This is a genomic window from Campylobacter sp. 110, assembly GCF_002383965.1.
Classification (GTDB): domain Bacteria; phylum Campylobacterota; class Campylobacteria; order Campylobacterales; family Campylobacteraceae; genus Campylobacter_D; species Campylobacter_D coli.
Genome location: NZ_NXBD01000034.1, coordinates 39,217 through 64,962, shown reverse-complemented (window position 1 = coordinate 64,962; position 25,746 = coordinate 39,217). Strand labels below are relative to the sequence as shown.

23 protein-coding genes and 1 tRNA gene are annotated in these 25,746 nt (G+C 32.0%); 18 read left to right on the top strand and 6 right to left on the bottom strand.

All coding sequences use genetic code 11. The annotated features are described in order from the left end of the window. Positions 1-6 precede the first annotated feature (6 nt). From BGS43_RS03595 to cueO, 4 genes are read right to left on the bottom strand one after another with little or no spacing between them, the layout of a single operon-like run. The gene (locus tag BGS43_RS03595) at positions 7-1,197 is read right to left on the bottom strand and encodes a molybdopterin molybdotransferase MoeA (protein WP_096568814.1); all 1,191 of its coding nucleotides are present in this window, start codon (positions 1,195-1,197) and stop codon (positions 7-9) included. Positions 1,198-1,246: 49 nt separating this feature from the next. Further along, entirely contained in the window at positions 1,247-1,693 is a 447-nt protein-coding gene (locus BGS43_RS03590; protein WP_002831339.1) for a molybdopterin synthase catalytic subunit, read from the bottom strand. After that, the gene (locus BGS43_RS03585) at positions 1,694-1,915 is read right to left on the bottom strand and encodes a MoaD/ThiS family protein (protein WP_002790284.1); all 222 of its coding nucleotides are present in this window, start codon (positions 1,913-1,915) and stop codon (positions 1,694-1,696) included. 1 nt (position 1,916) lies between these two features. Next, the gene (cueO, locus tag BGS43_RS03580) at positions 1,917-3,458 is read right to left on the bottom strand and encodes a multicopper oxidase CueO (protein ID WP_096568811.1); all 1,542 of its coding nucleotides are present in this window, start codon (positions 3,456-3,458) and stop codon (positions 1,917-1,919) included. A 123-nt stretch (positions 3,459-3,581) separates the two neighbouring features. Here cueO and nspC point away from each other — a divergent pair, with 123 nt between their 5' ends. The 13 genes from nspC (at position 3,582) to putP (ending at position 21,077) form a co-directional block, all read left to right on the top strand. Further along, a complete protein-coding gene (gene nspC / locus BGS43_RS03575; protein ID WP_002790287.1) occupies positions 3,582-4,730 on the top strand; it encodes a carboxynorspermidine decarboxylase in 1,149 nt (382 codons plus the stop codon). Between the two features lie 333 nt (positions 4,731-5,063). Beyond that, positions 5,064-5,765, top strand: a complete 702-nt coding sequence (locus BGS43_RS03570; protein ID WP_002790288.1) for a TorD/DmsD family molecular chaperone — start codon at positions 5,064-5,066, stop codon at positions 5,763-5,765. After that, positions 5,740-5,931, top strand: a complete 192-nt coding sequence (locus BGS43_RS03565) for a twin-arginine translocation signal domain-containing protein (RefSeq protein WP_002779484.1) — start codon at positions 5,740-5,742, stop codon at positions 5,929-5,931. Before BGS43_RS03570 ends, BGS43_RS03565 begins: the two co-directional genes overlap by 26 nt. Next, positions 5,931-8,735: a molybdopterin-dependent oxidoreductase gene (locus tag BGS43_RS03560; protein WP_079742052.1), complete on the top strand. Its 2,805-nt coding sequence runs from the start codon at positions 5,931-5,933 to the stop codon at positions 8,733-8,735. The genes BGS43_RS03565 and BGS43_RS03560 overlap by 1 nt, the downstream gene beginning before the upstream one ends. Before the next feature lie 3 nt (positions 8,736-8,738). Further along, positions 8,739-9,380, top strand: a complete 642-nt coding sequence (gene fdh3B, locus BGS43_RS03555; RefSeq protein ID WP_002779352.1) for a formate dehydrogenase FDH3 subunit beta — start codon at positions 8,739-8,741, stop codon at positions 9,378-9,380. Continuing rightward, complete coding sequence (locus tag BGS43_RS03550) at positions 9,377-10,309, top strand: formate dehydrogenase subunit gamma (RefSeq protein WP_096568807.1); 933 nt, start codon at positions 9,377-9,379, stop codon at positions 10,307-10,309. Before fdh3B ends, BGS43_RS03550 begins: the two co-directional genes overlap by 4 nt. Positions 10,310-10,505: 196 nt before the next feature. Then, positions 10,506-11,288: a formate dehydrogenase accessory sulfurtransferase FdhD gene (gene fdhD, locus BGS43_RS03545; protein WP_002825904.1), complete on the top strand. Its 783-nt coding sequence runs from the start codon at positions 10,506-10,508 to the stop codon at positions 11,286-11,288. Then, positions 11,281-12,018, top strand: coding sequence for a winged helix-turn-helix domain-containing protein (locus tag BGS43_RS03540; RefSeq protein ID WP_002822570.1), 738 nt, complete (start codon positions 11,281-11,283; stop codon positions 12,016-12,018). The genes fdhD and BGS43_RS03540 overlap by 8 nt, the downstream gene beginning before the upstream one ends. Before the next feature lie 115 nt (positions 12,019-12,133). Next, on the top strand, positions 12,134-14,236 hold the full coding sequence (gene ccaA, locus BGS43_RS03535; RefSeq protein WP_025399251.1) for an aspartate chemotaxis receptor CcaA: 2,103 nt from the start codon (positions 12,134-12,136) through the stop codon (positions 14,234-14,236). 110 nt (positions 14,237-14,346) lie between these two features. Further along, positions 14,347-14,919: a sulfurtransferase-like selenium metabolism protein YedF gene (gene yedF / locus BGS43_RS03530; protein ID WP_042963452.1), complete on the top strand. Its 573-nt coding sequence runs from the start codon at positions 14,347-14,349 to the stop codon at positions 14,917-14,919. 9 nt (positions 14,920-14,928) lie between these two features. Further along, positions 14,929-15,951, top strand: coding sequence for a selenide, water dikinase SelD (gene selD / locus BGS43_RS03525; protein WP_079273012.1), 1,023 nt, complete (start codon positions 14,929-14,931; stop codon positions 15,949-15,951). Between the two features lie 138 nt (positions 15,952-16,089). Then, positions 16,090-19,581 carry a proline dehydrogenase family protein gene (locus tag BGS43_RS03520; RefSeq protein ID WP_096568805.1) on the top strand — a complete coding sequence of 1,164 codons (3,492 nt, stop codon included), beginning with the start codon at positions 16,090-16,092 and terminating at the stop codon, positions 19,579-19,581. A gap of 14 nt (positions 19,582-19,595) precedes the next feature. Then, positions 19,596-21,077 carry a sodium/proline symporter PutP gene (putP, locus tag BGS43_RS03515; protein WP_096568802.1) on the top strand — a complete coding sequence of 494 codons (1,482 nt, stop codon included), beginning with the start codon at positions 19,596-19,598 and terminating at the stop codon, positions 21,075-21,077. Positions 21,078-21,218: 141 nt separating this feature from the next. Here the strand turns inward: putP and yedF (BGS43_RS03510) are convergent, their stop codons facing one another. Further along, a complete protein-coding gene (gene yedF, locus BGS43_RS03510) occupies positions 21,219-21,446 on the bottom strand; it encodes a sulfurtransferase-like selenium metabolism protein YedF (RefSeq protein ID WP_002779343.1) in 228 nt (75 codons plus the stop codon). A 3-nt stretch (positions 21,447-21,449) separates the two neighbouring features. Continuing rightward, positions 21,450-22,661, bottom strand: coding sequence for a selenium metabolism membrane protein YedE/FdhT (gene yedE / locus BGS43_RS03505; protein ID WP_096568798.1), 1,212 nt, complete (start codon positions 22,659-22,661; stop codon positions 21,450-21,452). A 156-nt stretch (positions 22,662-22,817) separates the two neighbouring features. Between yedE and BGS43_RS03500 the strand changes: the two genes are divergently transcribed. From BGS43_RS03500 to BGS43_RS03480, 5 genes are all read left to right on the top strand, one after another. Next, positions 22,818-22,912: transfer RNA gene (locus BGS43_RS03500), tRNA-Sec, on the top strand. A gap of 21 nt (positions 22,913-22,933) precedes the next feature. After that, positions 22,934-24,184 (top strand): adenylosuccinate synthase, encoded by a 1,251-nt coding sequence (locus tag BGS43_RS03495; RefSeq protein ID WP_057033063.1) that lies wholly within the window; start codon positions 22,934-22,936, stop codon positions 24,182-24,184. Then, positions 24,181-24,609, top strand: coding sequence for a flagellar export protein FliJ (locus tag BGS43_RS03490; RefSeq protein ID WP_002799834.1), 429 nt, complete (start codon positions 24,181-24,183; stop codon positions 24,607-24,609). The genes BGS43_RS03495 and BGS43_RS03490 overlap by 4 nt, the downstream gene beginning before the upstream one ends. Then, entirely contained in the window at positions 24,602-25,120 is a 519-nt protein-coding gene (locus BGS43_RS03485; protein WP_042963445.1) for a MotE family protein, read from the top strand. Before BGS43_RS03490 ends, BGS43_RS03485 begins: the two co-directional genes overlap by 8 nt. 73 nt (positions 25,121-25,193) lie before the next feature. Then, a complete protein-coding gene (locus BGS43_RS03480; RefSeq protein ID WP_042963443.1) occupies positions 25,194-25,745 on the top strand; it encodes a DUF507 family protein in 552 nt (183 codons plus the stop codon). The last annotated feature ends 1 nt before the right edge of the window (position 25,746 follow it).

The following is a 25,746-nucleotide window of genomic DNA, read 5'->3' as shown; positions in this document are numbered from 1 at the left end:
AAAATTTCAAGGCATAAAGATAATATCCACTAAGCTTTCATTTTCTAAAATTTCACATTCTTTTGGCGCTATCATCAGTGCGGCTTTGTTGTTAAGATTATTAATGATCGCACTTGAGCCTTCTTTTTTGCCTTCTAAATTTGCCAAAATGCGTCCATTTTTAAATTCCACATTACAAGCAACAAATTCCAAATAAGGTGTTTTTTTCTTATAACTTCGTTGCAAAAAAGCTTTGCAAATATAGTCTTTTGGCTGAAGTAGCCAAGAATTTAAAATCTCTCTTGCATAAAGATTAAACATCACCATGGCTGAGTAAGGAAAACCTGGTAAGGCGATGATGAATTTTTCATTAGCCTTAGCTATCTTGATGTGTCTTCCTGGTTTGATATCTGCTTTATCGATGATGAGTTCATACTCTTTAATAGCCTTTTTTAAAAAGTCAAAATCTCCCATTGAAACTCCGCCCGTCGTAACTAAAATATCACAACTTTGCAATGCACTTTCAAGGGTAGAAAAAGTAGTTTTTTCATCATCTTTTAAAAGCGGAAAAACCCTTGTATCGCAATTTAAATTCTTAGCTAAGCTAGCTATAGCAATATGATTTGAAGAGCGAATCTGAGCAGGGTTTTCTAAGGCTTCTCCTAGATCTTTTATCTCGCTTCCACTGCTTAAAACTCCTATGATAGGCTTTATAAATACACTGATATGAAAAAATCCAAGTTCAGCCAAAAGAGCTATTTCGCTATAGTTTAGCTTCGTGCCTTTTTTAAGTAAAATTTCATCTTTTTTATAATTTTCTCCGATTTCCCTAACTGCAAAGCCTTTAGAAACCTTTTTTTCTATAAAAAGTGTATCTTTTTCCACACGAACATTTTCAACAGGCACTAAAGTATCACTTCCTTCGCTCATAAGCGATCCTGTAAAGGTTTTAACACAAGTATCGTTTTCTACTTTAAATTCAGGCATAGTCCCTGCAGGTGTGATGCCTAAAATTTTTAAAGGTTTGTCTTGATCTTCAAATTTTATAGCATAACCATCCATGGCTGAAGTTAAAAATTCAGGCTGATTTTTACTCGCTTTTATATCTTGAGCTAAAATTCGCCCCAAACACTCGGTAAGAGCTATTTTTTCAACCCTTGCAAAAGGTTTGATATGAGAATGTAAAATTTTTAGACTTTCTTCATAAGACATTAGCATTTTAATTCCTTAATTTAAATTTATTAAGATTGATTTTTGAAAAAATAAACTATGATTTTAAAAGTCCTGCACCGCAAAGTTTGGTTGATCTTTCTTTGGCATAAATTCTTTCTTTGTTTATCACATCATACTTCCAAATGGGCGCACTTGCTTTAAAATCTTCAACAAATTCATTAAGAAGTTTAAGTCCTAATTTTCTTTGTTTGCTTAAAATTCCTGCAAAATACGAGCTTTCATGTGTTTTTACATCTCCGATTGAATGTGCAAAAAGCAAGATCACACCTTCTTCTTTAACTCTTTTTTGCCATTCATCAAACCATTTTTTTAAAAGCGGCTCATAAATATCAAAACTAAGTGCTTCAATGCCTTCTTCTTCGCGCACTATACCACAAAAAGTCAGCAAAGCACCACAATTTTTATCCTTAGCAAATTCATACCATTTTGCATAAATTCGCGGAATATCTAAGGCATTATTTGTCAATATAAATTCACTCATTTAACCCCCACAAACCGGTGGTAAAAGTGCGATTTTATCACCATCTTTTAAGCTAGTGTTTTCATCAAAAATGATTTCATCATTTAAAGATACAGCACAAAGTTCTAGCCATTCTTTTAAACTCTCATCTTTTTGCAAAATTTCTTTTAATTCTTTTAAATTTTTTACTTCAAGTTCTAAATTTTCTTTATTTATAGGGCCTAAAAATTCCACTTTTACCATTTTATTCCTTTACTTCTAAATTTCCCATCATTCCTAAATCTTCATGTTCTAAAATATGGCAATGATACATTCTAAGTCCTTTAAAATCTTGTTTCATTCTAAGTCTTAACTCTTCATTAGGACGCACATTTATAGTATCTCTGAAGGCTCTAAATTCGGCTTTTTGAACTTTGCCATTGAGTTTTGATGAGATGAGTTCAAATTGCGTGCCGTGTATGTGGAAAGGATGATCCATGTGAGATTTGTTTATCACTATCCAGTCTTCAACTACTCCAAGCTTGGAGCTTAAATCAATGCGTTTTAAATCATAGCTTTTGCCATTGATTAAAAACATAGACGCAAGAGCGATTTTTAATTCGCTTTCACTTTTTCCCATCATACCATGCATTTGCATATGATCTTCACTCATGATTATTTCTTTAAATTCCTTAGGCTCTTCTAAAGGTTTGAAAATTTTTAATTTTTTTGGAAGTTCTAAATTTTCTTTTTTTAAGCTAATACTAGCTAAAAATAGGGTATTAGGTTCTTCTTCTACCATCATTTTATCCCTATCATAATAAGCACTTTCTAGTCTAAATTCCCCATCTTTTGGAGCATCGATTAAAACTTCTACGCGAGAAGCAGGACTTAAGAAAAGTTCTTCTTTGTAAATAGCTTTTTCTATAAGTCCGCCATCAGTACCAACAAGTATAAACTTAGCTCCTTGTATGCGTAAATTTAAATATCTTGCCGCAGTAGCATTATAAATGCGTATGCGTTCGTTTGTGGCGAGTTTGATTTTAGGTTTAAATTGTCCATTGATGAGTACAAACTCACCCTCTCTACCATTAAGCCAATCATTGAGGTTGTTGTTTGGAATTTGAGCGTTTTCATCAAGACGCAAATCACTAATCATCAAATCTCTTTCTTTTAAATGACTTAAAGCATCTTTTTTCGCCTTAATCACAAAAGCTCCAGCCAATCCCATAAAAACTTGCTTAGAAGTAGTGAAATGTGGGTGTGGATGATACCAATAAGTCCCTGCACTATCTTGAGGAATTTCAAATCGATATATTCTTTCCTCTCCTGCTAAGATAGGATCATGTGGGCTTCCATCTTGATCAGGTGGTACAGGAACGCCATGCCAATGTATAGTTGTAGCTTCTTTGAGTTTATTTTTGACTAAAATTTCAAGTTTATCTCCTTCAAAAACTTCTATTTTTGGAGCCGGTATTAAGCCATTATAAGTGTAAAATAGAGTTTTTTTACCTTTGATAAGTTCTATATGATTTTCTTTGATTTCTATGGTAGCACGAAAAATATTTTTTTCTTTACTTTCATTTTTGAGCAAAGGTAAGGCTTTTAAAATTTCTCCTTGGGGGAATTGTTTTGGATCTAAAAGTTTTAAATTTTTTGGAGCAAAGTTTATAAAAGAAGTATCTAAGTCATGATTTATAGAATGATTTTTATGCATGGAGTGCATATCGTGCATAGGATTTGCATAGGCTACACCCATACTTGCTAGAGTGAGTGCATTAAATTTTAAAAAATTTCTTCTATTCATTAGTTTTTCCTTTTGCTTGATTTTTTGTATTATAGTCATTATTTTTTTAGTTTTAGTAAATATTTATTTTGAAAATTTGGTTTAATTTTGTTATGATTTTAGCAATTTAATCAAGGAAAAATAATGTTTTATGAAAATATTCAAACCCCAGCTTATATTTTGGAGGAAGATAAATTAAGAAGAAATTGTGAAATTTTAGCAAATGTTGGTGAAAAAAGCGGAGCTAAAGTGCTTTTAGCTCTAAAAGGTTTTGCTTTTTCAGGGGCGATGAAGATTGTAGGTGAGTATCTTAAAGGCTGTACTTGTAGCGGGCTTTGGGAAGCAAAATTTGCTAAACAATATATGGATAAAGAAATTCATACTTATTCGCCTGCTTTTAAAGAAGATGAAATGAGTGAGATTGCTCATTTGTCTCATCATATTGTTTTTAATTCTTTGTATCAATTTGATAAATTTAAATCCTTGTGTACTAATAACTCCTTAGGACTTCGTTGCAATTTGGAATTTTCTTTTGCTCCTAAAGAGCTTTATAATCCTTGCGGGAAATACTCTAGACTAGGGATTTTGAGCAAGGATTTAGAAAATTTTGATTTAAGCGGAGTAGAAGGACTTCATTTTCACGCACTTTGTGAAGAAAGTGCTGATGCTTTAGAAGCTGTTTTAAAGGCTTTTGAAGAGAAATTTGGCAAATGGATAGGGCAAATGAAATGGGTGAATTTTGGAGGAGGGCATCACATCACCAAAAAAGGCTATGATGTTGAAAAACTTATTGCTTTGTGTAAAAATTTCAGTGATAAATATAGCGTGCAAGTTTATCTTGAACCAGGTGAAGCGGTAGGTTGGCAAACAGGAAATTTAGTGGCTAGTGTAGTAGATATCATAGAAAATGAAAAGCAAATTGCTATTTTAGACACTTCAAGCGAAGCGCATATGCCAGATACTATCATCATGCCTTATACAAGTGAAGTTTTAAATGCTAGAATTTTAGCCACAAGAGAAAATGAAAAAATTTCAGACTTAAAAGAAAACGAATTTGCCTATTTGCTTACTGGAAATACTTGTTTAGCGGGTGATGTAATGGGAGAATATGCCTTTGATAAAAAGCTTAAAATCGGCGATAAAATTGTTTTTTTAGATCAAATTCATTACACTATTGTGAAAAACACAACTTTTAATGGCATAAGACTTCCAAATCTTATGCTTTTAGATCACAAAAATGAACTTCAAATGATAAGAGAATTTTCTTATAAGGATTATTCTTTAAGAAATTAAAAATTTTTTTGGAAGAATAATTTTATTATTTCTTTTTAGCATAAAATATTTTTTAAACAACAAAATGAAAGTTTTGTTTTTTAGGCTTAAATATTTTATGCAACTTTTTTATAAAAACCTTATCAAGATACTATTTTATAGGATTTTAAGGATAGATTCTATTTTTTCATATCAGGCAGATTTTTAAGAGAAATTCAGTTCCTTTTAAAACAAATCATATTAAGATAAATCAGTCAAAAATAAGGATTAAGAAGGAAAATTAGGTGTAATTTGCATAATATTATTTTGCAAATTATTTAACGACAAATCTTCAAAAATTTGAATGAGTTAAAAATGGATTTAGAAAAACTAAGATTAGCTAGAAGTCTTTATTATCAGTGCTTAGGAGAACTTTTCGTTTTTTCATTTTCCGAAAATAGATTGTGTAACTTAAAAGCTTATTTAGAAGCTATGCAAGAGGGTTTATTTGATGAAAGTTTAAGAACAAGTTTTGAAATTTTACTTTCTAATTTAAAAGATACGCAAGATCTCCAAGTATTTTATAAGGAATACGACGAGCTTTTTTTAGCACTTAAAAATACTATTCCTATGACTTTCTCTTATATAGAAGAAGGTTTTGAAAATTCAAAAGCATTGCTTAATGTAAGGCAGATTTTAGCTAAGAGTACAATCCGTCGCAATGAAAAAATTTTTAAAGAAGCTGAAGATAGTGTAGGATTTTGTTTTATTTTGATGAGTGAATTTCTAAAAAATAAGGAAGATGAACTTGCTAAGGCATTGTTTGAAAAAGTCATCAATCAAGGCATTGATGAATTTTTAATGCTTATTTTTTCAAATTCAAAAGCGAAGCTTTATAAAGAAATAGCAAATATTGCTGCGCAGTTTATAGAATTTGAAAGATATTGTTTTGAACTTGAAAAACCTACTATAAAACCTTCTAAGAAAGTTCAAAATGATTTATCTCGTTCTGAATTTTTAAGAAGAGAAGCAAATAAACAAAGGAGATCTCGTGAAAAATCGCAGGGAATTTCTTAAAAAATCTGCTATTGCTTTGGGTACTGCAAGTCTTTTAGGCGGTGCAAGTGTAGCTTTTGGGCAAGATGAAGAAAGAAAGGATCTTGTTAGAGGCAAAAGCAAAAAGAAGGAAGTGCTTTATCAAAGAAGTGCTAATTGGGAAAAATATTATATGAGGGCTGAATAATGTCAAGTATGAATGAAACTATCAAGCTTAATCGCCGTTCTTTTCTTAAAATGGCCGCGCTTTCAAGTTTGGCAAGTCCGTTGCTAGCTAGAAGCGAAATTTTAAGAGAAGCAAATGCGGATGAATTAAAAGAAGCTTATGAAGGAAGTCAAAAGATTAAGAGTGTATGTACCGCATGTTCTGTAGGCTGCGGAATTATTGCAGAAGTTCAAAACGGAGTGTGGTTGCGCCAAGAAATCGCACAAGATCACCCTGTTAGCTCGGGAGGCCATTGCTGTAAGGGCTCTGATATGATCGATATGGTGCGTTCTCATGTGCGTTTAAAATACCCTATGAAAAAAGAAAATGGAGAATGGAAACGCATAAGTTATGAGCAAGCTTTAAGTGAAATCGGAGAAAAATTAGCAGCTTATCGTAAAGAAAATCCTGAAAGTGTTATGTTTTTAGGTTCTGCAAAACTAAACAATGAACAAGCTTATTATATAAGAAAATTCGCAGCATTTTTTGGAACCAATAATGTAGATCATCAAGCTAGAATTTGACACAGCGCAACAGTCGCCGGTGTGGCGAATACATTTGGTTATGGCGCTATGACAAACCATCTTGGAGATATTCAAAGAAGTAAATGTATCATTATCATTGGGGCAAATCCAGCAGTAAATCACCCTGTAGGTTTTAGACACTTCTTAAAAGCAAAAGAAAAAGGTGCAAAGCTTATCGTTGTAGATCCTAGATTTACAAAGAGTGCGGCAAAAGCGGATATTTACGCAAGAATTCGTCCAGGAACTGACATTGCTTTCATGTATGGAATGCTAAAAATCATCTTTGATGAAGGCTTAGAAGATACAAAATACCTTGATGAAAGAGTTTTTGGAATTGATAAAATTCGTGAAGAAGCAGCAAAATGGACAGCTGAAGAAGTGGAAAATGTTACAGGGATCTCTAAAGAACTTTTGGTGCAAATCACTCACGAAGTAGCTAAAAACAAACCAACTACGCTTATTTGGGCTATGGGTTTAACTCAACATACTGTAGGAACTTCAAATACACGTTTAGCACCTATAGTACAAATGGTACTTGGAAATATAGGTAAATTCGGCGGCGGGGTAAATATTTTACGCGGACACGATAATGTGCAAGGTGCTTCAGATATGGCGTGTTTGAGTGAAAATTTACCAGGCTATTATCCTTTAAATGAAGCGACTTGGAGATATTATGCTAAGATTTGGGGCGTTGATTATGAGTGGCTTTTAGGAAATTTTGTAAGTAAAGATTGGATGCATAAAACTGGACTTTCACTTGCTAGATGGTGGGCTGCAGCCTTAAATGGTAAAGATGGAAATGATAAAGTGGATAATGCAGGAACGCCTTTGAAAGCTTTAGTGGTAATGGGAAATGGTATCACTTCGACTGCACAGCAAGCTAAAGTTAAAGAAGGTTTGGAAGCTTTAGAGCTTTTAGTTTTAGCCGATCCTTTTGTAAATGAAGCAGGGATTATCGCAGAAAGAAAAGATGGAATTTATCTTTTACCTGCAGCAACACAGTTTGAAACAAGTGGAAGTGTAACAGCTACAAATCGTAGTGGGCAATGGAGATTTAAAGTTGTAGATCCACTTTATGAAAGCAAAGAAGATCAAGAAATTTTATTTGAGCTTGCCAAAAAATTAGGTTTTTATGAAGACTTTACTAAAACCTTACGCGATGAAAAAGGTGAGATCGTTTGGCCTGAAAATGCAACAAGGGAAATTGCAAAAGCAGTTAGAAGTATAGGACTTAATGGTTGGAGTCCTGAAAGGCTTAAAAAGCATACTTTATACTGGGATAAATTTGATGAGGTAACTTTAGAAGGAAAAGACGAGGTTGCTGGTGAGTATTATGGGCTTCCTTGGCCTTGTTGGAGTGATAAGCATCCAGGTTCTCCTGTGCTTTATAATACCGATATTGAAGTTGCAAAAGGTGGTATGGGCTTTAGAAATAATTTTGGACTCGAGTATGAAGGAGAGAGTTTGCTTGCTAAAAATGCACCTTTAAATTCGCCTATTAATACAGGCTATCCACAAATTACTAAAGATAATATAGAAAAAGTTTTAGGTATTACTTTAAGTGCTCAAGAAAAAGAAAAAATGGGTGCAATTTGGTCTTATGATGATAGTAATATCATAGCGACTAAATGTATAGAAAAAGGTATAGTGCCTTATGGAAATGCTAAAGCTAGGGCTGTGGTTTGGACATTTAAAGATCAAATTCCACTTCACCGCGAGCCGCTTCATTCTCCAAGAAATGATTTGGTGCAAAAATATCCTAGTTTTGAGGATCAAAAAGCGCTTTATCGTGTGGATACAAAATTTGTTTCTGTGCAAAAGGCTAAGGATTATTCTAAAGAATTCCCGCTTAATCTAGTCACAGCAAGACTTGTGAATTTAAATGGTGCAGGTATGGAAAATAGAGCTTCGATGTATCTTACTCGTTTAACGCCTGAGATGTTTTGTGAGATAAATCCTGAACTTGCAAGCGAGCAAAAGATTAAAGCAGGGGATATGATTTGGGTGCATTCTCCAGAAGGAACTAAAATTCATGTGAGAGTCAAGCTCAATCCAGGTGTAGCAAAAGATATGATTTTCTTACCTTTCCATTTTACAGGTGTGATGCAGGGTGTGGATTTAACGCACAATTTCCCTAAAGGAACTAAACCTTATGCAAGTGGAGAAAGTGCAAATACGGTTACAAATTATGGTTATGACATTATGTGTCAAATTCCTGAAACCAAGGGCGGCTTATGCCGTATCTCAAAAGATGGGGTGTAAAAGATGAGTAAGGTAAATTTTGCAAATTTAGAAAAAGAACGCTTGAAATTCTTTTGTGACAATGAGCGTTGTATCGATTGTAATGGATGTTCGGTAGCTTGTGATGAAGCACATGAACTTCCTATTAATATCCGTCGTCGTCGTGTCATCACCCTTAATGAAGGAGTACAAGGAAAAGAAGTTTCTACTTCGATTTCTTGTATGCATTGTGATGATGCACCTTGTGCTATAGTTTGCCCTGTGGATTGTTTTTATATCCGTGCAGATGGTATTGTTTTACATGATAAAGAAATTTGTATAGGTTGTGGTTATTGTCTTTACGCTTGTCCTTTTGGTGCTCCACAATTTCCAAAAGATAGCGTATTTGGTAACAAAGGCATTATGGATAAATGTACGATGTGTGCAGGTGGACCTGAAAGTACAAATTCAGAAAAAGAAAGAGAGCTTTATGGGCAAAATCGTATCGCTGAAGGAAAAGTACCTGTATGTGCAGCTATGTGTTCAACAAAAGCACTTTTAGTAGGTGAAAGCTCTAAGATAGAAGAAATTTATCATAGTAGATTGCAAAGTAGGGGTTATGGAATTGCTAATCCTTCACAAAGCATAGAATGGAAAATTGCTTACATAGGAAAGGAACGCTTATGAGAAAAGTATTTGTAACGCTTTTATTAAGCGTAGTGAGTTTATTTGCTTATGGTAGTGAGAGAATGGGACAAGATACTCAAATTTGGGATTTTCATCGTATTGCAAATATCCCAAATTATGATACTTTTGGCAAACTTTGGACAACTTTGCAAGGTGAATATATAGCTACTATAGCTTTAATCGCTGTTATTGCGGTATTATCTGCATTTGCTTTGCATTATATGGTTATAGGACCTAAGCAATTTTCACACGATGGAAAGAAAATTTATGCTTTTACATTATTTGAAAGACTTTTTCATTTTATCGCGGCAATTTCTTGGGTGATTTTAGTGCCTACGGGTTTTGTGATGATGTTTGGGGCGACTTTTGGAGGCGGACTTTTTGTAAGGGTTTGTAAAAATTTACATGCTTTTGCAACGGTTTTATTTATCATCTCTATAATCCCTATGTTTTTATGGTGGATTAAAAGAATGCTTCCTGCAAGTTATGATATCAGATGGATGATGATAGTAGGTGGTTATTTAAGCAAAGTAAAACGCCCTGTACCTGCAGGTAAGTTTAATTTTGGGCAAAAATCTTGGTATTATATAGCTGTATTTGGTGGATTTTTGATGATAATTACAGGTGGATTTATGTATTTTCTTGATTTTAATTCTACTGCCATTCAAGGCCTTTTTGGTTTAACACAAATTGAGCTTTTAAGACTTTCAGCTATTATTCATAATTTCTTGGGAATCATTTGTGCGGTATTCTTTGGAATTCACATTTATATGGCTGTATTTGCTATTAAAGGAAGTATTCATTCTATGGTAAGTGGATATAAAGAAGAAGAAGAGGTTTATATTTTACATAGCTATTGGTATAAAGAATTAAGCAATAAAAAGCAAATTGAACCTAGTTTTTCTTATGATCCTAATGTAAAAATTTAAAATTTTATTCTATGAAAATCTCTTAAAAATTTTTTGGGAGATTTTCACAAATTTTTTTAAGTCTAAATTTTATAAAAAATACTTTTAATTATCAAAAATGCATAAAATGAAATGCCTATTTTTTCATATATTACTTATAATTATATTTTTTTGATATAATACTTTTATAATTTTAATTTATATTAAAGAGAAGATGATGGAACCCTTATTTACAACTCAAATTTTAAAATATAAAGGCAAAGATTTATTTACTTGCGATGATACTTTAGTGCGTGAAATTAAGCTTGAAATTTTTATTAATGATGAAAAAGTAGGTGCTTTAATGGCAACTCCTGTAGATGAACAGGCATTAGCAATAGGATATTTAATGAGTGAAAATATCATTGCGAAAGTAAGCGATATTGAGAGCATAGAAACAAAAGATGATGGTATGAGTGTGCATATTAAAGCAAAGATTGATAAAGAAAATTTAGCAAAGCTTAATGCTGAAGGTGTAGTTATAAGTGGTTGCGGTAGAGCACATACTGCCAATATCGATCCAGAAGCTATTGAAGCGAGTAAAATTAGTTCTGATGCAAAATTTAGCAAAGATGAAATTTTAAAACAAATGAGTACTTTTTATACTCAATGCGAGCTTTACGAGAAAACAGGCTGTGTGCATACGGCTAAGCTTTTTGTAGATGAGAAAACTTTTTTTATAGGCGAAGATATAGCCCAACATAATACCATAGATAAAGCTTTAGGAAAAGCACGTTTAGCTGGGGTTGATTTAAGTCAATGTTTTTTAATGGTTAGTGGAAGGCTAAGTTCTGAAATGGTAGCTAAAGCAGTTATGCATAAAATTCCAGTGCTTGTTTCACGCACGGCTCCTACTTGTTTAGGGGTTATGATAGCAAGAAAATTTGATTTAACGCTTTGTGGTTTTGCTAGAGAAAATAAGATCAATATTTATAGTGGAGAATTTAGAATTCATGGATAAAAATCAAGAAAAAGAAATCATCTCATACATGAGAGAATTGTTAAATAGCAATGAAAAATTAGATTGTGGTACGGCTTTTAAAATTGCAAAGAAATTTAATATAAATATAGAAAAAATCGGACAATTAGCCGATGAAAATCACATGAGAATTGATAATTGCGAGTTGGGGCAATTTGGACATTTAGATTTTGAAAAAGCAAAGATTGAAGTGCTTAAAAAAATAGAACCTAGTTTAGATGAAAAGCGTAGAATTTTTTGTAAAGATGCAAGAGATATTGCTAAAGAAGGTTGTGGACTTAAAAGTATGCGTTCAGCTTTAAAAACTTATAAGGTTGATGTAAAGTATTGTCAACTTGGTTGTTTTAAAGAAAAAAAAGGTAAGCAATTTATAGTAAGAACAAAAACTTGGATTGAAAATGCGGATGGAGATTTGCTTTTTGGTCGAGGAAAAACAGAACTTTTAGAACTTATCGGACAAACAGGTAGTTTATTACATGCTTCTAAACTTATGGGGATTAATTATAAAAAAGCTTGGATGCATTTACAAACCTTACAAAAAAATTCTCAAGAAATTTTAGTTAGCACAAGACAAGGACGCTCTAAAGAATCAGGAACAAAACTTACTCCTAGAGCTATGGAATTGATGGAAAATTACTCTATTTTGCAAAAAGACATAGAAGAATACGCTAATAAACGCTTTAAAGAATTGTTTTTAAAAGGAAAAAAATAAATCTTCTATCAAAAAATACTAATACATAATTTTTTATAATTAATTAATTAATATTATTTTTTTAAAAATATGTTAAAATTAGAATCTAAATTTTTTATTTTTTAGGAGTTATAAGATGTTTAAATCTTTAAATATAGGTTTAAAACTTATTTTTTCTGTGGCAGCTGTTGTTGTTATTGGACTTGTTATTTTAATTTCATTAATCACAAAACAAGTAAGTCAAAATATTACCAAAAATACAGAAGATATTCTTGCTTCTATCACGAAAGAATATGCTACTCAAACTCAAGGAATTTTTGGGGAAATGATCGCTTTAAATAAAAGTATTTCAGGTACTTTAACAGAAATGTTTAGATCAACCTCTAAAGAAGATTTAGATATAGACAATATAACAAATATTATAACCAATACTTTTGATAATAGTGCTTATTCTAATTTTACTTATTTGTATCTTATTGATCCGCCAGAATACTTTAAAGAAGAGAGTAAATTTTTTAATACTCAAAGTGGAAAATTTGTTATGCTTTACGCTGATGAAGAAAAGGATAATAAAGGCGGAATAAAAGCAATACAAGCTAGTGATGAAATAGCTAATTTGCAAGTTGTGCAAGATATATTAAAAAAAGCAAAATATGGGGAAAATAAAGTATATATAGGCCGTCCTATTAAGATGAATTTAGAAGGTCAAGATTTTAATGCTGTAAATGTTGCTATGCCTATTTTTGATCGAAAAAATCAAGTTGTAGGTGTCATAGGCATGACTTTAGATTTTTCAGATATTGCTACTTATCTTTTAGACCCTAAAGGTCAAAAATATGATGGTGAATTAAGAGTTCTTTTAAATTCAGATGGTTTTATGGCGATACATCCAAATAAAAATCTAGTTTTAAAAAATTTAAAAGATGTCAATCCTAATAAAGGTGCACAAGAAACTTATAAGGCCATAAGTGAAGGAAAAAATGGAGTTTTTGACTATATAGCTTCTGATGGTGATGATTCTTATGCTGCGATTAATAGTTTTAAAGTGCAAGATAGTTCTTGGGCAGTTTTGGTAACTGCTCCTAAATATTCAGTATTTAAACCCTTAAAAAAATTACAATTAATTATTCTTGGTGCATCTTTTATTTTTATTTTTGTTGTTTTAGGAGTGGTTTATTATTGCGTAAGAAAAATTGTCGCATCTAGATTGCCTGTGATTCTTAGTTCTTTAGAATCATTTTTCCGTTTTTTAAATCATGAAAAAATTGAACCTAAGGCTATTGAAATTCGTGCTAATGATGAGTTAGGAGCAATGGGAAGAATCATAAATGAAAATATTGAAAAGATTCAAATATCTTTAGAACAAGATCAAAATGCTGTAGATGAATCGGTGCAAACTGCTAGAGAAATCGAAAAGGGTAATTTAACTGCAAGAATTACTAAAAATCCTATAAATCCTCAATTAGTAGAACTTAAAAATGTTCTTAATAGGATGCTTGATGTTTTACAAAGTAAAATTGGTTCTAATATGAATGAAATTAATAGAGTTTTTGATAGTTATAAGGCTCTTGATTTTAGTACAGAAGTATTTAATGCTAAAGGTGAAGTTGAGATTACAACTAATATTTTAGGCAAAGAAATTAAAAAGATGCTTTTGGCTTCTTCAAATTTTGCTAAAGATTTAGCCAATCAGTCAGAAGAGTTAAAAAATTCTATGCAAAAACTTGCTGATGGCTCTAATGCACAAGCGAGTTCTTTAGAACAATCGGCTGCAGCCGTAGAGGAGATTAATTCTTCTATGCAAAATGTAAGTGGAAAAACAGTTGAGGTTGCTTCACAAGCTGATGATATAAAAAATATTGTCAATGTGATTAAAGATATCGCTGAGCAAACGAATCTTCTTGCTTTAAATGCAGCTATTGAAGCTGCACGTGCTGGAGAACATGGGCGTGGTTTTGCAGTTGTTGCAGATGAGGTAAGACAGCTTGCGGAAAGAACAGGAAAATCCTTATCTGAAATCGAGGCAAATATTAATATACTTGTTCAAAGCGTAAATGAAGTAGCAGAATCTGTAAAAGAACAAACAGCAGGAATCACACAGATTAACGATGCTATAGCACAACTTGAAACTGTAACTAAGGAAAATGTCGAAGTTGCAAATGTCACCAATAATATAACAAATGAAGTCAATCAAATTGCTGCGGCAATTCTTGAAGATGTGAATAAAAAAAGATTTTAAAAAAGCTCATTTTTGAGCTTTTAAATTTTTTCTATATTATTTAAAATTTTTAAACACAAAACAAGTAATAAAATAATATTATTTTTCAAAGCTAATATCAAGGAAAAATAATGAAAATTGATTGTCGCAATCTATCTTGTCCTCAGCCTATAGTTGAAACAAAAAACGCTCTTGAAAAACTTCAAGAAAATGAAATTTTAGAAATTGTTTTAAATTCTATTATTTCAAAAAATAATGTTGTAAAATTTCTTAACTCTTTAAATTTAAACCCTGTTGTAGATGAAAATGCACAAGAGTTTTGCATCAAAGTACAAAAAAAGAATTTTGATTCTAGTGAAGTAAATATTCACGATTATAATGTTTTATTTTTAAAAGCCGACAAAGTGGGTGAGGGTGAATTGGGACAAAATTTACTTGTAGGATTTTTAAGTACCTTAAAAAATTTAGATCATGCTCCAAGTAAAATTCTTTGCGTAAATGAAAGTGTTTTAATCAATGTTGATGAAAATCATAAAGCACATTTAGCTATGAAAGAACTTGAAAATTTAGGTATTGAGGTCATAAGTTGTGGAGCTTGTCTAGAATTTTTTAATAAAAGCAAAGAACTTAAAATAGGAAATATAGGCAATGCTTATGAAATTTTAAACGAGCTTTTTGGTAAAGCAAAAATCATTACTCTATAAGGAAAAACACTGCAATATAAAAATCAAAATTTAACGCATTTTGTTAAAGCAGCAGGCTGAGCAGCGAAATTAAGCCCGGGCGGTCTTAAAACAATTTTAAATTTCATGCAAAAAACTCCTGCTTTACTTAGTGGTATCGGAAATAATGAAGATGCAAGCGTATATCAAATCAGCCCCGATTTAGCTTTGGTGCAAACGCTTGATTTTATCACTCCTATAGTAGATAGTGCTTATCATTTTGGTGCTATTGCTGCAGCAAATGCTTTAAGCGATGTTTTTGCTATGGGTGCAGAGGTAATTAATGCCTTAAATATAGTAGGTTTTGATACTTGCAATCATGATTTAAACATCTTAAAAGAGCTTTTAGAAGGTGCAAATGATAAAGTTAAAGAATGTAATGCTTTAGTCGTGGGTGGCCATACTATAGAAAGCACCGAGCTTTTTTTTGGACTTAGTGTTACAGGAAAAGTACATCCTAGTAAATTTATTGCTAATAATACTTCTAAAATCGGAGATTGTATCATTTTAACCAAGCCTTTAGGAACAGGAATTTTAAGTACAGCTTTAAAGGCGCAAATGTTAGAAGAAAAACATTTAGATCATATGCTTGAAAGCATGATGAGTTTAAATTATAAATCCAGTCAAATTGCACTTCGTTTTGGGGTTAATGCGATGAGCGATGTTACGGGCTTTGGTTTCTTAGGACATTTAAGAGAAATGTTAAATGATAGTATTTCATTTATGATTTTTAAAGATAAACTTCCTTATTTAGAGGGCGTAAAAGAATATTTTGATATGGGTTTGATTCCTGGTGGAGCTTATAAAAATTTAGATTTTATTCAAGAGCTTTGTCCTAGTTTAAATGAGGAAGATTTACTGCTTTGTGATCCTCAAACTTCAGGAGGGCTTTTAATTTCTATAGAAGAGAAAAAGGCTTTAGAATGTCTTAAGGCTTTAGAAGATGAAAATATTAAAGCCAAAATTGTTGCCAAAGCAGTAGCTAAACAAGACGATAGATTTTTATTTTCTTAATTTTTGTTACTCATATACTCATAAAAACTTTTTTTTAATTCTTTTTTATACATTTTTTTAAATTTAAAATGTTATTTTTACCTTATTTACAATATCATTTCTAGTTCAAATATTATTTTATCCTTAGGAGATGTAAAAATGATACAAAAATCCTTAGATTTAGCTGAAGAATTGCAAGGAAAAATAGAAGCAAATATTTCAAATTCTGAAAAAGAATTCCATGCTAAAATGCAAAAACTTCTTAACAATCCTGAAAATAAAGTCATGCTGATCGAATTGCTCGATCGCTCTTTTAGATGCAAAGATAAAAGAGCAAGTTTTGAGCTTATCGAACATACTTTAAACAAGTATGGTATAGCGGATTTTTTTAGTGCCTTTGAGAAATTCTTACTCTTTAGCTTTTTAAATTTTGGTAAATTTGCTCCTAATTTAAGTGTACCTTTTTTTGTCAAACATTTAAGAGAAGATACTAAAGCTATGGTTCTAGATGCAAATCCTAGTGTTTTAGAACCACATATTAAGAAAAGAAAAGAGCAAGATAAAATTACCTTAAATGTGAATTTAATCGGCGAAGAGGTTTTAGGTGAAGCTGAGAGTAAATATCGTATGCAAAAATACGAAGAAGCCTTAAAATCAAGCTATATCACTTATATTTCGATTAAAATCACTACTATTTTTTCACAAATTAATATTATTGACTTTGAATACTCCAAGGATGAAGTGGTTAAAAGACTTGATCATCTTTATGCTTTAGCCTTAGAAGAAGAAAAAAAGCAGAGTGTGAGTAAATTTATCAATCTTGACATGGAAGAATTTAGAGATTTAGAACTAACCGTTGCTGCTTTTATGGAAAGTGTTTCTAAATTTGATATTAAAGCGGGCATTGTTTTACAAGCTTACATACCTGATTCTTATGAGTATCTTAAAAAACTTTTTGCTTTTTCAAAAGAAAGAGTTTTAAAAGGAATGAAACCTATTAAAATTCGCTTTGTAAAAGGTGCAAATATGGAAAGCGAAGAAACGATTGCAAGTCAAAGAGGATGGGAACTTCCTACTTTTTATAAAAAAATAGACACAGATAGCAATTATAACAAAATGCTTGACTTTGTTTTAGAAGGGGATAATTACAAATATATCAATGTGGGTATCGCAAGCCACAATATCTTTGAAATCGCTTATGCTTACACACGCATCAGTGAGGCAGGAGCGCTTGATTCTTTTACTTTTGAAATGCTTGAAGGTATGAGTTTGCAATGTTCTTATGAATTATCTAAAATGCATGATCTAATCCTTTATGCCCCAGTTTGCGATGAAGCGCATTTTAATAATGCCATTGCCTATCTTGTAAGACGCCTTGATGAAAATACAAGTGAAGATAATTTTATGCGTTATTTTTTCAATCTTAAAGTAGGAGATAAAAACTGGAATATCCAAAAAGAACTTTTTTTAAAATCTTTAGAAGGCATAAAAACTCTTGATAATACTACACATCGTAAGCAAGATAGAAATAAAGAATCAAATATCATAAGTTCTTATGAAAGTAAAAAATTTAGCAATGAAAGCGATACGGATTTTATTTTAGCACAAAATAGAGCGTGGGCTAAAGTCATAAGAGCTAAATATGAAAATTTAAAAGATTATGATGTTTATCCTGTTATAGGCGAACTTGATTTTAAAGCAGAAAATTTAAATGTTTTAGAAGTTAAAGATAAGATCGAAGATAGAGTTATAGGAAAGGCTTATTTAGCAGGAGAAAAAGAAATCAAACAAGCTTTAGAAGTAGCTAAAAATTCCAAATTTACACAAAAAAGTCATGATGAAATTTATCAAATTTTAGCCAAAAGTGCAAAACTGATGAGAGAAAGAAGAGGGGATTTGATAGGTTTGGCAGCTTTAGAAGTGGGCAAAACCTTTTTAGAGATCGATCCTGAAGTAAGTGAGGCTATTGATTTTATAGAGTTTTATCCGCACTCTTTAGAAGAGCTTAAAAAACAAAATCCAAAAGTTACATTCACACCTAAAGGTATAGGGGTTACCATAGCTCCTTGGAATTTTCCTATAGGAATTTCAGTAGGTACTATAGCTGCACCACTAGCCGCAGGTAATGTGGTGATTTACAAACCTTCTTCACTTTCAACTCTAACAGGTTATATGCTTTGTAAGTGTTTTTGGGATTCGGGTATTCCAAAAGATGCTTTGATTTTCTTACCTTCAAAAGGAAGTGATATTTCTAAATATTTACTTATTGATGAAGCGATTAAATTTTCAATTCTTACAGGAGGAGAGGATACTGCTTATGCTATGTTAAAAGCTAATCCAACCTTGCTTTTAAGTGCTGAAACTGGTGGAAAAAATGCGACTATAGTTTCTAAATTTGCTGATCGTGATAGTGCGATTAAAAATATCATTCATTCTGCTTTTAGCAACAGCGGTCAAAAATGCTCGGCTACTTCTTTGCTTGTTTTAGAAGAAGAAGTTTATGAAGATGAAGAATTTAAAAAGACTTTAGTGGATGCTGCGAGTTCTATGGCAGTGGGCAATCCTTTTGAATTTAAAAATAAATTAGGTACTTTAGCTGATAAGCCAAGTTCTAAAGTTCAAAAGGCCTTAGATGAATTACAACCTTATGAAGAATGGGCATTAAAACCTAAGTTTTTAGAGGATAATCCTTATTTGATGACTCCAGGCATAAAATATGGCACTAAAAAGGGTGATTTTACTCATATGAATGAACTTTTTGTACCGATTTTAAGTGTGATGAAGGCTAAAGACTTAAAAGAAGCTATTGATATAGTAAATTCCACAGGTTATGGTTTAACTGCAGGTTTTGAAAGCTTAGATGAAAGAGAATGGGAGTATTTTCACACTCACATAGAAGCAGGAAATATTTATATCAATAAACCAACCACAGGGGCTATAGTGCTGCGTCAACCTTTTGGTGGGATTAAAAAATCAGCTATAGGCTTGGGTAGAAAAGTGGGAATTTATAATTATATCACTCAATTTTTAGAGATTAAGCAAGAAGATTTTGATGATCATTTAATTGAAGATAAATTTTCAAAAAAATTAGCACAAATAGATTTAAAAGAAGCACAAGATTTTATGAACAATTTAATTAAAATGTCTCAATCTTATGCTTATCATTATAAAAACGAGTTTAGTGTTTCAAAAGATTATGTCAATATTCGTGGAGAAGATAATCTTTTTTCTTATACTAAAATAAAGAATATGGTTTTAAGACTTTGTGGAAATGAAAGCTTAAAAGATGTTTTAGGTGTGGTTTTAGGTGCAAATATTGCAAATATTGATCTAAGTATCAGTTATGATGAACAAGATGTTAGTATGATAGAACGAATTGTTCAAAGCATAGGAGCAAAAGTATTATTTTTAAAAGAAAATAAAGAAAATTTTATCAAGAGTATTAAAGAATATGAAAGAGTGCGTTATTTAGCAAAGCCAGATGTAAATGATGAGATTTATAAAGAGGCTGCAAAGCTTGCTAAAATCATTATAAGAGAAAAACCATTATTAAATGGTCGTTTTGAGCTTTTATTTTATCACAACGAAAAAGCTTTAAGTGTATCTTTCCATCGCTATGGAAATTTAGGCATTAGAGCGTTAAATCATTAAATCAAGGAGTAAAAATGGAAACAGTTCAAATTAATACCCCCATAGCGATAATGTTTGTGGCATATGCTGCTTTAATGCTTTATATAGGTTTTTATTTTTATAGGCAAAATAAAAATACAGAGGATTATTTCCTAGGTGGGCGTTCTTTAGGTCCTGTAGTTTCTGCACTAAGCGCAGGGGCTTCTGATATGAGCGGTTGGCTTTTGATGGGTTTGCCAGGGGCTTTGTATGCAAGTGGACTTATAGAGAGTTATATTGCTATAGGACTTAGTATCGGAGCTTTATTGAATTGGAGTTTTGTAGCAAAAAGACTTAGAATTTATACCAGTGTGATTGCAAATTCTATTACAATACCTGATTATTTCGAAACAAGATTTGATGATGATAAGCATATTTTGCGTATAGTTTGTGCGATTGTCATTTTGATATTTTTTACCTTTTATGTTTCATCAGGACTTGTGGGTGGAGCAAAATTATTTGAAGCAACTTTTGGTATAAGATATGAATATGCGCTTACTACTGGGACGCTTATTATCGTTGCTTATACTTTTTTAGGCGGATATAAAGCAGTTTGTTGGACGGATTTGCTTCAAGGACTTTTAATGATGGGTGCATTGATCGTTGTTCCTGCTGTTATGCTTTATCATTTAGGTGGTTTTGGTGAGGCTATGGCTGTTATAGAAGAAATTAAGCCTAATGCTTTATCCATGGGTGAGGGTATAGGAGCATTAAGCATTGTTTCTGCACTTGCTTGGGGCTTGGGATATTTTGGACAACCTCACATTTTGGTGCGCTTTATGTCTATTCGCTCTACTAAGGATATTCCTGCGGCTACCTTTGTAGGAATTTCTTGGATGGTGATTTCTTTGATAGGTGCTTGCTTTATAGGTCTTTTAGGGATAGCTTATGTGCATAAATTTGAGCTTACTCTTCAAGATCCTGAAAAAATCTTTATTGTAATGTCGCAACTTTTATTTAATCCATGGATAGCAGGTATTTTACTCAGTGCTATTTTGGCTGCTATTATGAGTACTGCAAGTTCACAATTGCTGGTTTCAAGTTCTACTATAGCGGAAGATTTTTATAAAAAGATTTTTAGAGAAGATGCACCAAGTCATATTGTATTAAATTTAGGTAAATTAGGTGTTTTATTGGTAGCTGTAATAGCGTTTTTGATTTCTACTGATAAAAACTCAAGTGTTTTGAGTATAGTTTCTTATGCATGGGCTGGATTTGGAGCTTCTTTTGGTTCTGTAATGCTTTTTTCTTTATTTTGGAGTAGGATGACAAGAGTAGGAGCGATCTTAGGTATGATAACAGGAGCTGTTATGGTTGTTCTTTGGAAAAATTATTTAGCAGAACTCTTTAATTTCCCTATTTATGAAATAGTTCCAGGCTTTGTAGCTGCTTCAGCAGTGATAATCATTGCAAGCTTACTTACTCAAGTACGCCCAGGAACTAAAGCTGCATATGAAAGAATGTTAAAAGAACTTTAAGATTTTTTAGAAAATGAGGATATTTGTTTAAATATCCTCCAAATTTCCTACTTTTTTATCTCAAAATGAAATTTTTTGCCCCAGCTTTTAAAATTAAAACTAGAGCAAAAGTTTATCAACTCTTTAAATTTGGAGCCAAATTTAAGGCTTTTGGATTAAAAACCGAAGTGTGGGACCATTTTGATCGATTTCAAGAATTTTAAAACCACGATTTTTTGCATCTTGAGGTATAGAATTGATACTTTGTGGACAATCACAAAGCACTTCTAGAATTTCTCCGCTTTTAAGTTGTGGCAAGGCATCTAGTGTAGCGATAGCAGGATAAGGACAAGCTTCACCTTCTAAATTTAAAGTATAGGTAATTTTCATTTTTTATCCTTTTGGGTTTAGTTTTTGAAAGAAGTGTTTTTTATAAAATAAAACACAAGCAAACATTAAAATAAAAAGAGCTAGATTTATGAAAAATCCACCTAAATTTCCAAATTCATTGAGCAAGTTAATTTTTACTCCCTCTTTGAAAGCACTAGGTAAAAAGTCATAAGTTAGAGCCAAAATCATCGTTCCTATGATGTTTGCAATACCCACTATCATAAAATGACTTTGTCCCTCGCAAGCACGATAAGTCCATCCGCATTCACAACCCCCTGCGAAAACTATACCAAAACCAAATAAAAATGCCCCAATAGCCACAGCAGGAGAGAGTTCGATGAGTTTGCTATTGTGTCCATGTAAGATGAAAGCAAAAGCGATCAAAGAAGCGATTATCATACCGATTAAAGCGCCTTTTATAGCATTTTCCCTACCAAATAAGAATAAATCTCTAAAACAAGCAGTAAAACAAATTTGTCCTCTGGAGATGATAAAACCAAACGCAAAGCCAAAAATGAGTGCTAAAACTAAAAGGCTTTGTTTGTTTTGTGTGCTTATGTTGCCATTAACAAGCACAAGATAAAACACCCATACTAAAAAAGCTACAAAAAGAACGATGCCTAAAGCAAAATGAAATTTCGCACGCGAGCTTTGTTTGACTAAAGGAATGTTTTCTTTATTGACACACTCTAATTTTGCTTTAGGTTTAAAAAAGGAAGTGTTACAAAGTTTAACACCAAGATAAATTCCTAAAACCATAAAAACCCCAAAAAGCCAAGTATGCAGTGAAAAATAAGGCAAGCCTGTGAAAAAATTTGCCAAATTACAGCCAAAAGCAAGTCTTGCGCCATAACCTGAAAGAATTCCGCCTACTATAGCCTGAAAGATTCTTATATTGCTAGCAGGCAAACGAAATTTGACTTTATTGGCCCAAAGTGCAGCGATTAAACAGCCTATAAACATACCTATAAGCATGATTCCATCGGTTCTTGTTAAAGGAGTGCCATTTAAATTTTGCTTTTGATAATAAGAATACCCATTCAAATCCATACCTAAAAGCTCTAAAAATTCTCCACCCCAACGCGTCATTTCTCCCGTAACAGCCCAAACACCACCAAAAATTCCAAAGTATACCGCACTTAAAATTCCAAGTGTTATCATAGCACGGGAATTATCCCAAAAATTGATTAAATATTTTTGTTTGAAAGAATTCAAAGAAGTTCCTAAATACTGTAATCATCAAACCTTGATGCTAAAAAAAGAGCGAGATTATAACCTAATTTTAAACTAAAGTCAAAAATCAGTGATGCTTTGATAAAATTTGAAAATTTATTTTGTTTTTCATTTAAAAATAGCTATAATTATAACTTTGGAAGATTAGCGTATCTGGTGATCGCCACTGACTTCAAATCAGATGAAAGGGTAGTTGACTATTCTTTGGGGAGTTCGATTCTCTCATCTTCTCGCCGTAAAATTTAAGGAAAATAATGAGTAAAGCAGATATTATTGTTGGAATTCAATGGGGTGATGAAGGCAAAGGCAAAGTAGTAGATAAATTATGTGAAAATTATGACTATGTGTGTCGCAGTGCAGGAGGGCATAATGCAGGACATACCATTTGGGTAAATGGTGTAAGATACGCACTTCATCTTATGCCAAGTGGTGTTTTGCATTCAAGGTGTATTAATGTGATTGGCAATGGAGTTGTGGTATCTCCTGAAGTTTTAATCGCTGAAATGGCTCAATTTGAAAATTTAAAAGGCAGATTGTATATTAGCGATAGAGCACATTTAAATTTAAAGCACCATTCTTTGATAGATATTGCCAAAGAAAAACTCAAAGGTAAAGATGCTATAGGTACGACAGGTAAAGGTATAGGACCTTCTTATGCAGATAAAATTAACCGCACCGGACATAGAGTAGGAGAGCTTTTAGATCCTCAAAGACTTCACAATGCTTTAATGAAAGATTTTGAAGCAAATAAAAATTATTTAGAATTTTTAGGGATTGAAATTCCTGATTCAGATGAATTACTCAGTGATTTAAAACGGTTCAGTGAGATTTTAACTCCATTTATAACCGATACAACAAGAATGCTTTGGAAAGCTTTGGATGAGGATAAAAAAGTGCTTTTAGAAGGCGCGCAAGGCTCTATGCTTGATATAGATCATGGAACTTATCCTTATGTAACAAGTTCAAGTACAATTTCAGCAGGTGCTTTAACAGGTCTTGGTTTAAATCCTAAAGAAGTAGGCTCTATTATAGGTATAGTAAAAGCTTATACCACACGCGTTGGAAATGGAGCTTTTCCTACCGAAGATAAGGGTGAGAGCGGAGAAAAAATAGCTCAAATAGGTAAAGAAATAGGCGTAAGTACAGGACGTAAAAGACGCTGCGGTTGGTTTGATGCTATTGCGGTAAAATATACTGCAAGATTGAATGGTTTAGATGCTTTATCTTTAATGAAACTTGATGTTTTAGATGGTTTTGAAAAGGTAAAAATTTGCCGTGCTTATGAATATAAGGGTATGGAAATTGATTATATTCCAAGTGATTTGGAAAATGTTAAGCCTATTTATGAAGAAATGGATGGTTGGGATAAGGTTTTTGGTATAAAAGATTATGATTTATTGCCTGAAAATGCTAAAAAATATATCGCAAGATTAGAAGAACTTTGTGGTGTGAAAATAAAATATATTTCAACAAGTCCTGAAAGAGATGATACTATCATTTTATGAAAAGTAAATACAATAGCGTTGCAAAAGTAAGAAAACAACAACTTGATAAGGCGCAAAGCAATCTTAATGCAGCAAAGCAAAGACAGATTGAAAACGAAAGACTTTACGAGCTTTCACGCAAAGAATGTGAAAGCTTATCTGTTTTACCTAGCTCGGGTTCTATTGCAGAATTAAGATCAAATTTAACCATGGCTCAAGTAGGCAGAGATGCTTTAGCAAGGGCTAAAGAAAGGGTTGAGTTATCTAAAAAAGAGATGAATCACTATCAGTTTTTATATCAAAAAGCTCATTTAGATTATGAGAAAATAAAAGTTTTAGAAGCTGAAGAAATCAAACAAAAACAAAAAGAGCTTGCTAAAATCGAAGAAAAAATTTTAGATGAAATTGCTATCACTCGTTTTTTGAAGGGAGAAAAAAATGTATAAAAGACTTTTATTTTTAGCTTTTTTCATAAATTTAGCTTGGGGAGCTGAGCAAGATTGTGAGCAGTATTTTGAAGCCAGAAAAGCACAACTTGAACTTCAAACAAGAGAATTTGATGAGGCAAGGCAAGCTTTAGAAGCTTATAAAGCTTCTTTTGAAGCTTTGCAAAAAGAAAGCCTTGAAGTCTTAAATCAAAGAGAAGCCGAAGTAAATGCGACTTTAGCACAGATTGAAAGTTTAAAAGAACAAAATACAAAACTTTTAGAAGAGCAGCAAAAAATTTTAAATTCTATCAATGAAAAAACAGAAGGTAGGATTAAAGAAATTTATTCGCAAATGAAAGATACTGCAATAGCTGATGTTTTAACCCAAATGGATGCTGAAGATGCGAGTAAAATCATGCTATCTTTAGAGTCTAGAAAAATTTCAGGAGTGCTTTCTAAAATGGATCCTGCAAAAGCGAGCGAATTGACCTTATTGCTAAAAAATATGGATAATAATAAAAGCAATTAAAAATTTAATTTTTTAACATTCTTTTACCAAAAATATATTATTATTTCAAAATTATTAGTGAAAAGGCTTGAAAATGCGTATAAAATTGCCACATATACCTTATATTACAAATAAAATAATGTTAGATATTGCACATTCCTCTTTTGTTGAAATTAAAGACAATATTGAAAAGTTAAACCCTTGCATTAAACAAATTTTAGAAGATGATCTTATGAATGAAAGAAAACTAGATGAAAGAGTTAAAGAGCTTTTAGAACAACAAGAAGATGAAATGGAGCTTATGCAAGTAGATCGTAAAAATATGTTTTGGCTTGTTAAGAAAAAATTAGCTCCTGAATTTGGTGTGATTTTAAATTCTGAAGATAGACACAATCATTTAGCGCATAGAATTTTAGAAGAACTTATAGAAAATGATTATATTAATTTTGTGGTAAGCGAAAATAGAGTTAAAAATTTAATCTTTTCAAGCATAGAGTCTTATCTTAAAATTTATGAAAAACTTGAAGATGAGGTTTATGAGAAAATTAGCAATTATAAAACAAAACCTATTCCAGGTAGCGAAGAATATGAGCTTATTTTTGAAAAACTTTACCAAGAAGAGCTTAGAAAAAAAGGAATATTTTAAA

Bases quoted from the DNA above. Each gene is read 5' to 3' on its own strand.
- BGS43_RS03590 (WP_002831339.1), bottom strand. From the start codon at position 1,693: ATGAGTGAATTTATATTGACAAATAATGCCTTAGATATTCCGCGAATT.
- BGS43_RS03540 (WP_002822570.1), top strand. From the start codon at position 11,281: ATGGATAAAAATCAAGAAAAAGAAATCATCTCATACATGAGAGAATTG.
- fdh3B (WP_002779352.1), top strand. From the start codon at position 8,739: ATGAGTAAGGTAAATTTTGCAAATTTAGAAAAAGAACGCTTGAAATTC.
- yedF (WP_002779343.1), bottom strand. From the start codon at position 21,446: ATGAAAATTACCTATACTTTAAATTTAGAAGGTGAAGCTTGTCCTTAT.
- BGS43_RS03520 (WP_096568805.1), top strand. From the start codon at position 16,090: ATGATACAAAAATCCTTAGATTTAGCTGAAGAATTGCAAGGAAAAATA.
- cueO (WP_096568811.1), bottom strand. From the start codon at position 3,458: ATGAATAGAAGAAATTTTTTAAAATTTAATGCACTCACTCTAGCAAGT.
- nspC (WP_002790287.1), top strand. From the start codon at position 3,582: ATGTTTTATGAAAATATTCAAACCCCAGCTTATATTTTGGAGGAAGAT.
- BGS43_RS03490 (WP_002799834.1), top strand. From the start codon at position 24,181: ATGAAAAGTAAATACAATAGCGTTGCAAAAGTAAGAAAACAACAACTT.
- fdhD (WP_002825904.1), top strand. From the start codon at position 10,506: ATGGAACCCTTATTTACAACTCAAATTTTAAAATATAAAGGCAAAGAT.
- BGS43_RS03485 (WP_042963445.1), top strand. From the start codon at position 24,602: ATGTATAAAAGACTTTTATTTTTAGCTTTTTTCATAAATTTAGCTTGG.
- BGS43_RS03585 (WP_002790284.1), bottom strand. From the start codon at position 1,915: ATGGTAAAAGTGGAATTTTTAGGCCCTATAAATAAAGAAAATTTAGAA.
- BGS43_RS03550 (WP_096568807.1), top strand. From the start codon at position 9,377: ATGAGAAAAGTATTTGTAACGCTTTTATTAAGCGTAGTGAGTTTATTT.
- BGS43_RS03595 (WP_096568814.1), bottom strand. From the start codon at position 1,197: ATGCTAATGTCTTATGAAGAAAGTCTAAAAATTTTACATTCTCATATC.
- ccaA (WP_025399251.1), top strand. From the start codon at position 12,134: ATGTTTAAATCTTTAAATATAGGTTTAAAACTTATTTTTTCTGTGGCA.
- BGS43_RS03495 (WP_057033063.1), top strand. From the start codon at position 22,934: ATGAGTAAAGCAGATATTATTGTTGGAATTCAATGGGGTGATGAAGGC.
- yedF (WP_042963452.1), top strand. From the start codon at position 14,347: ATGAAAATTGATTGTCGCAATCTATCTTGTCCTCAGCCTATAGTTGAA.
- BGS43_RS03570 (WP_002790288.1), top strand. From the start codon at position 5,064: ATGGATTTAGAAAAACTAAGATTAGCTAGAAGTCTTTATTATCAGTGC.
- BGS43_RS03480 (WP_042963443.1), top strand. From the start codon at position 25,194: ATGCGTATAAAATTGCCACATATACCTTATATTACAAATAAAATAATG.
- putP (WP_096568802.1), top strand. From the start codon at position 19,596: ATGGAAACAGTTCAAATTAATACCCCCATAGCGATAATGTTTGTGGCA.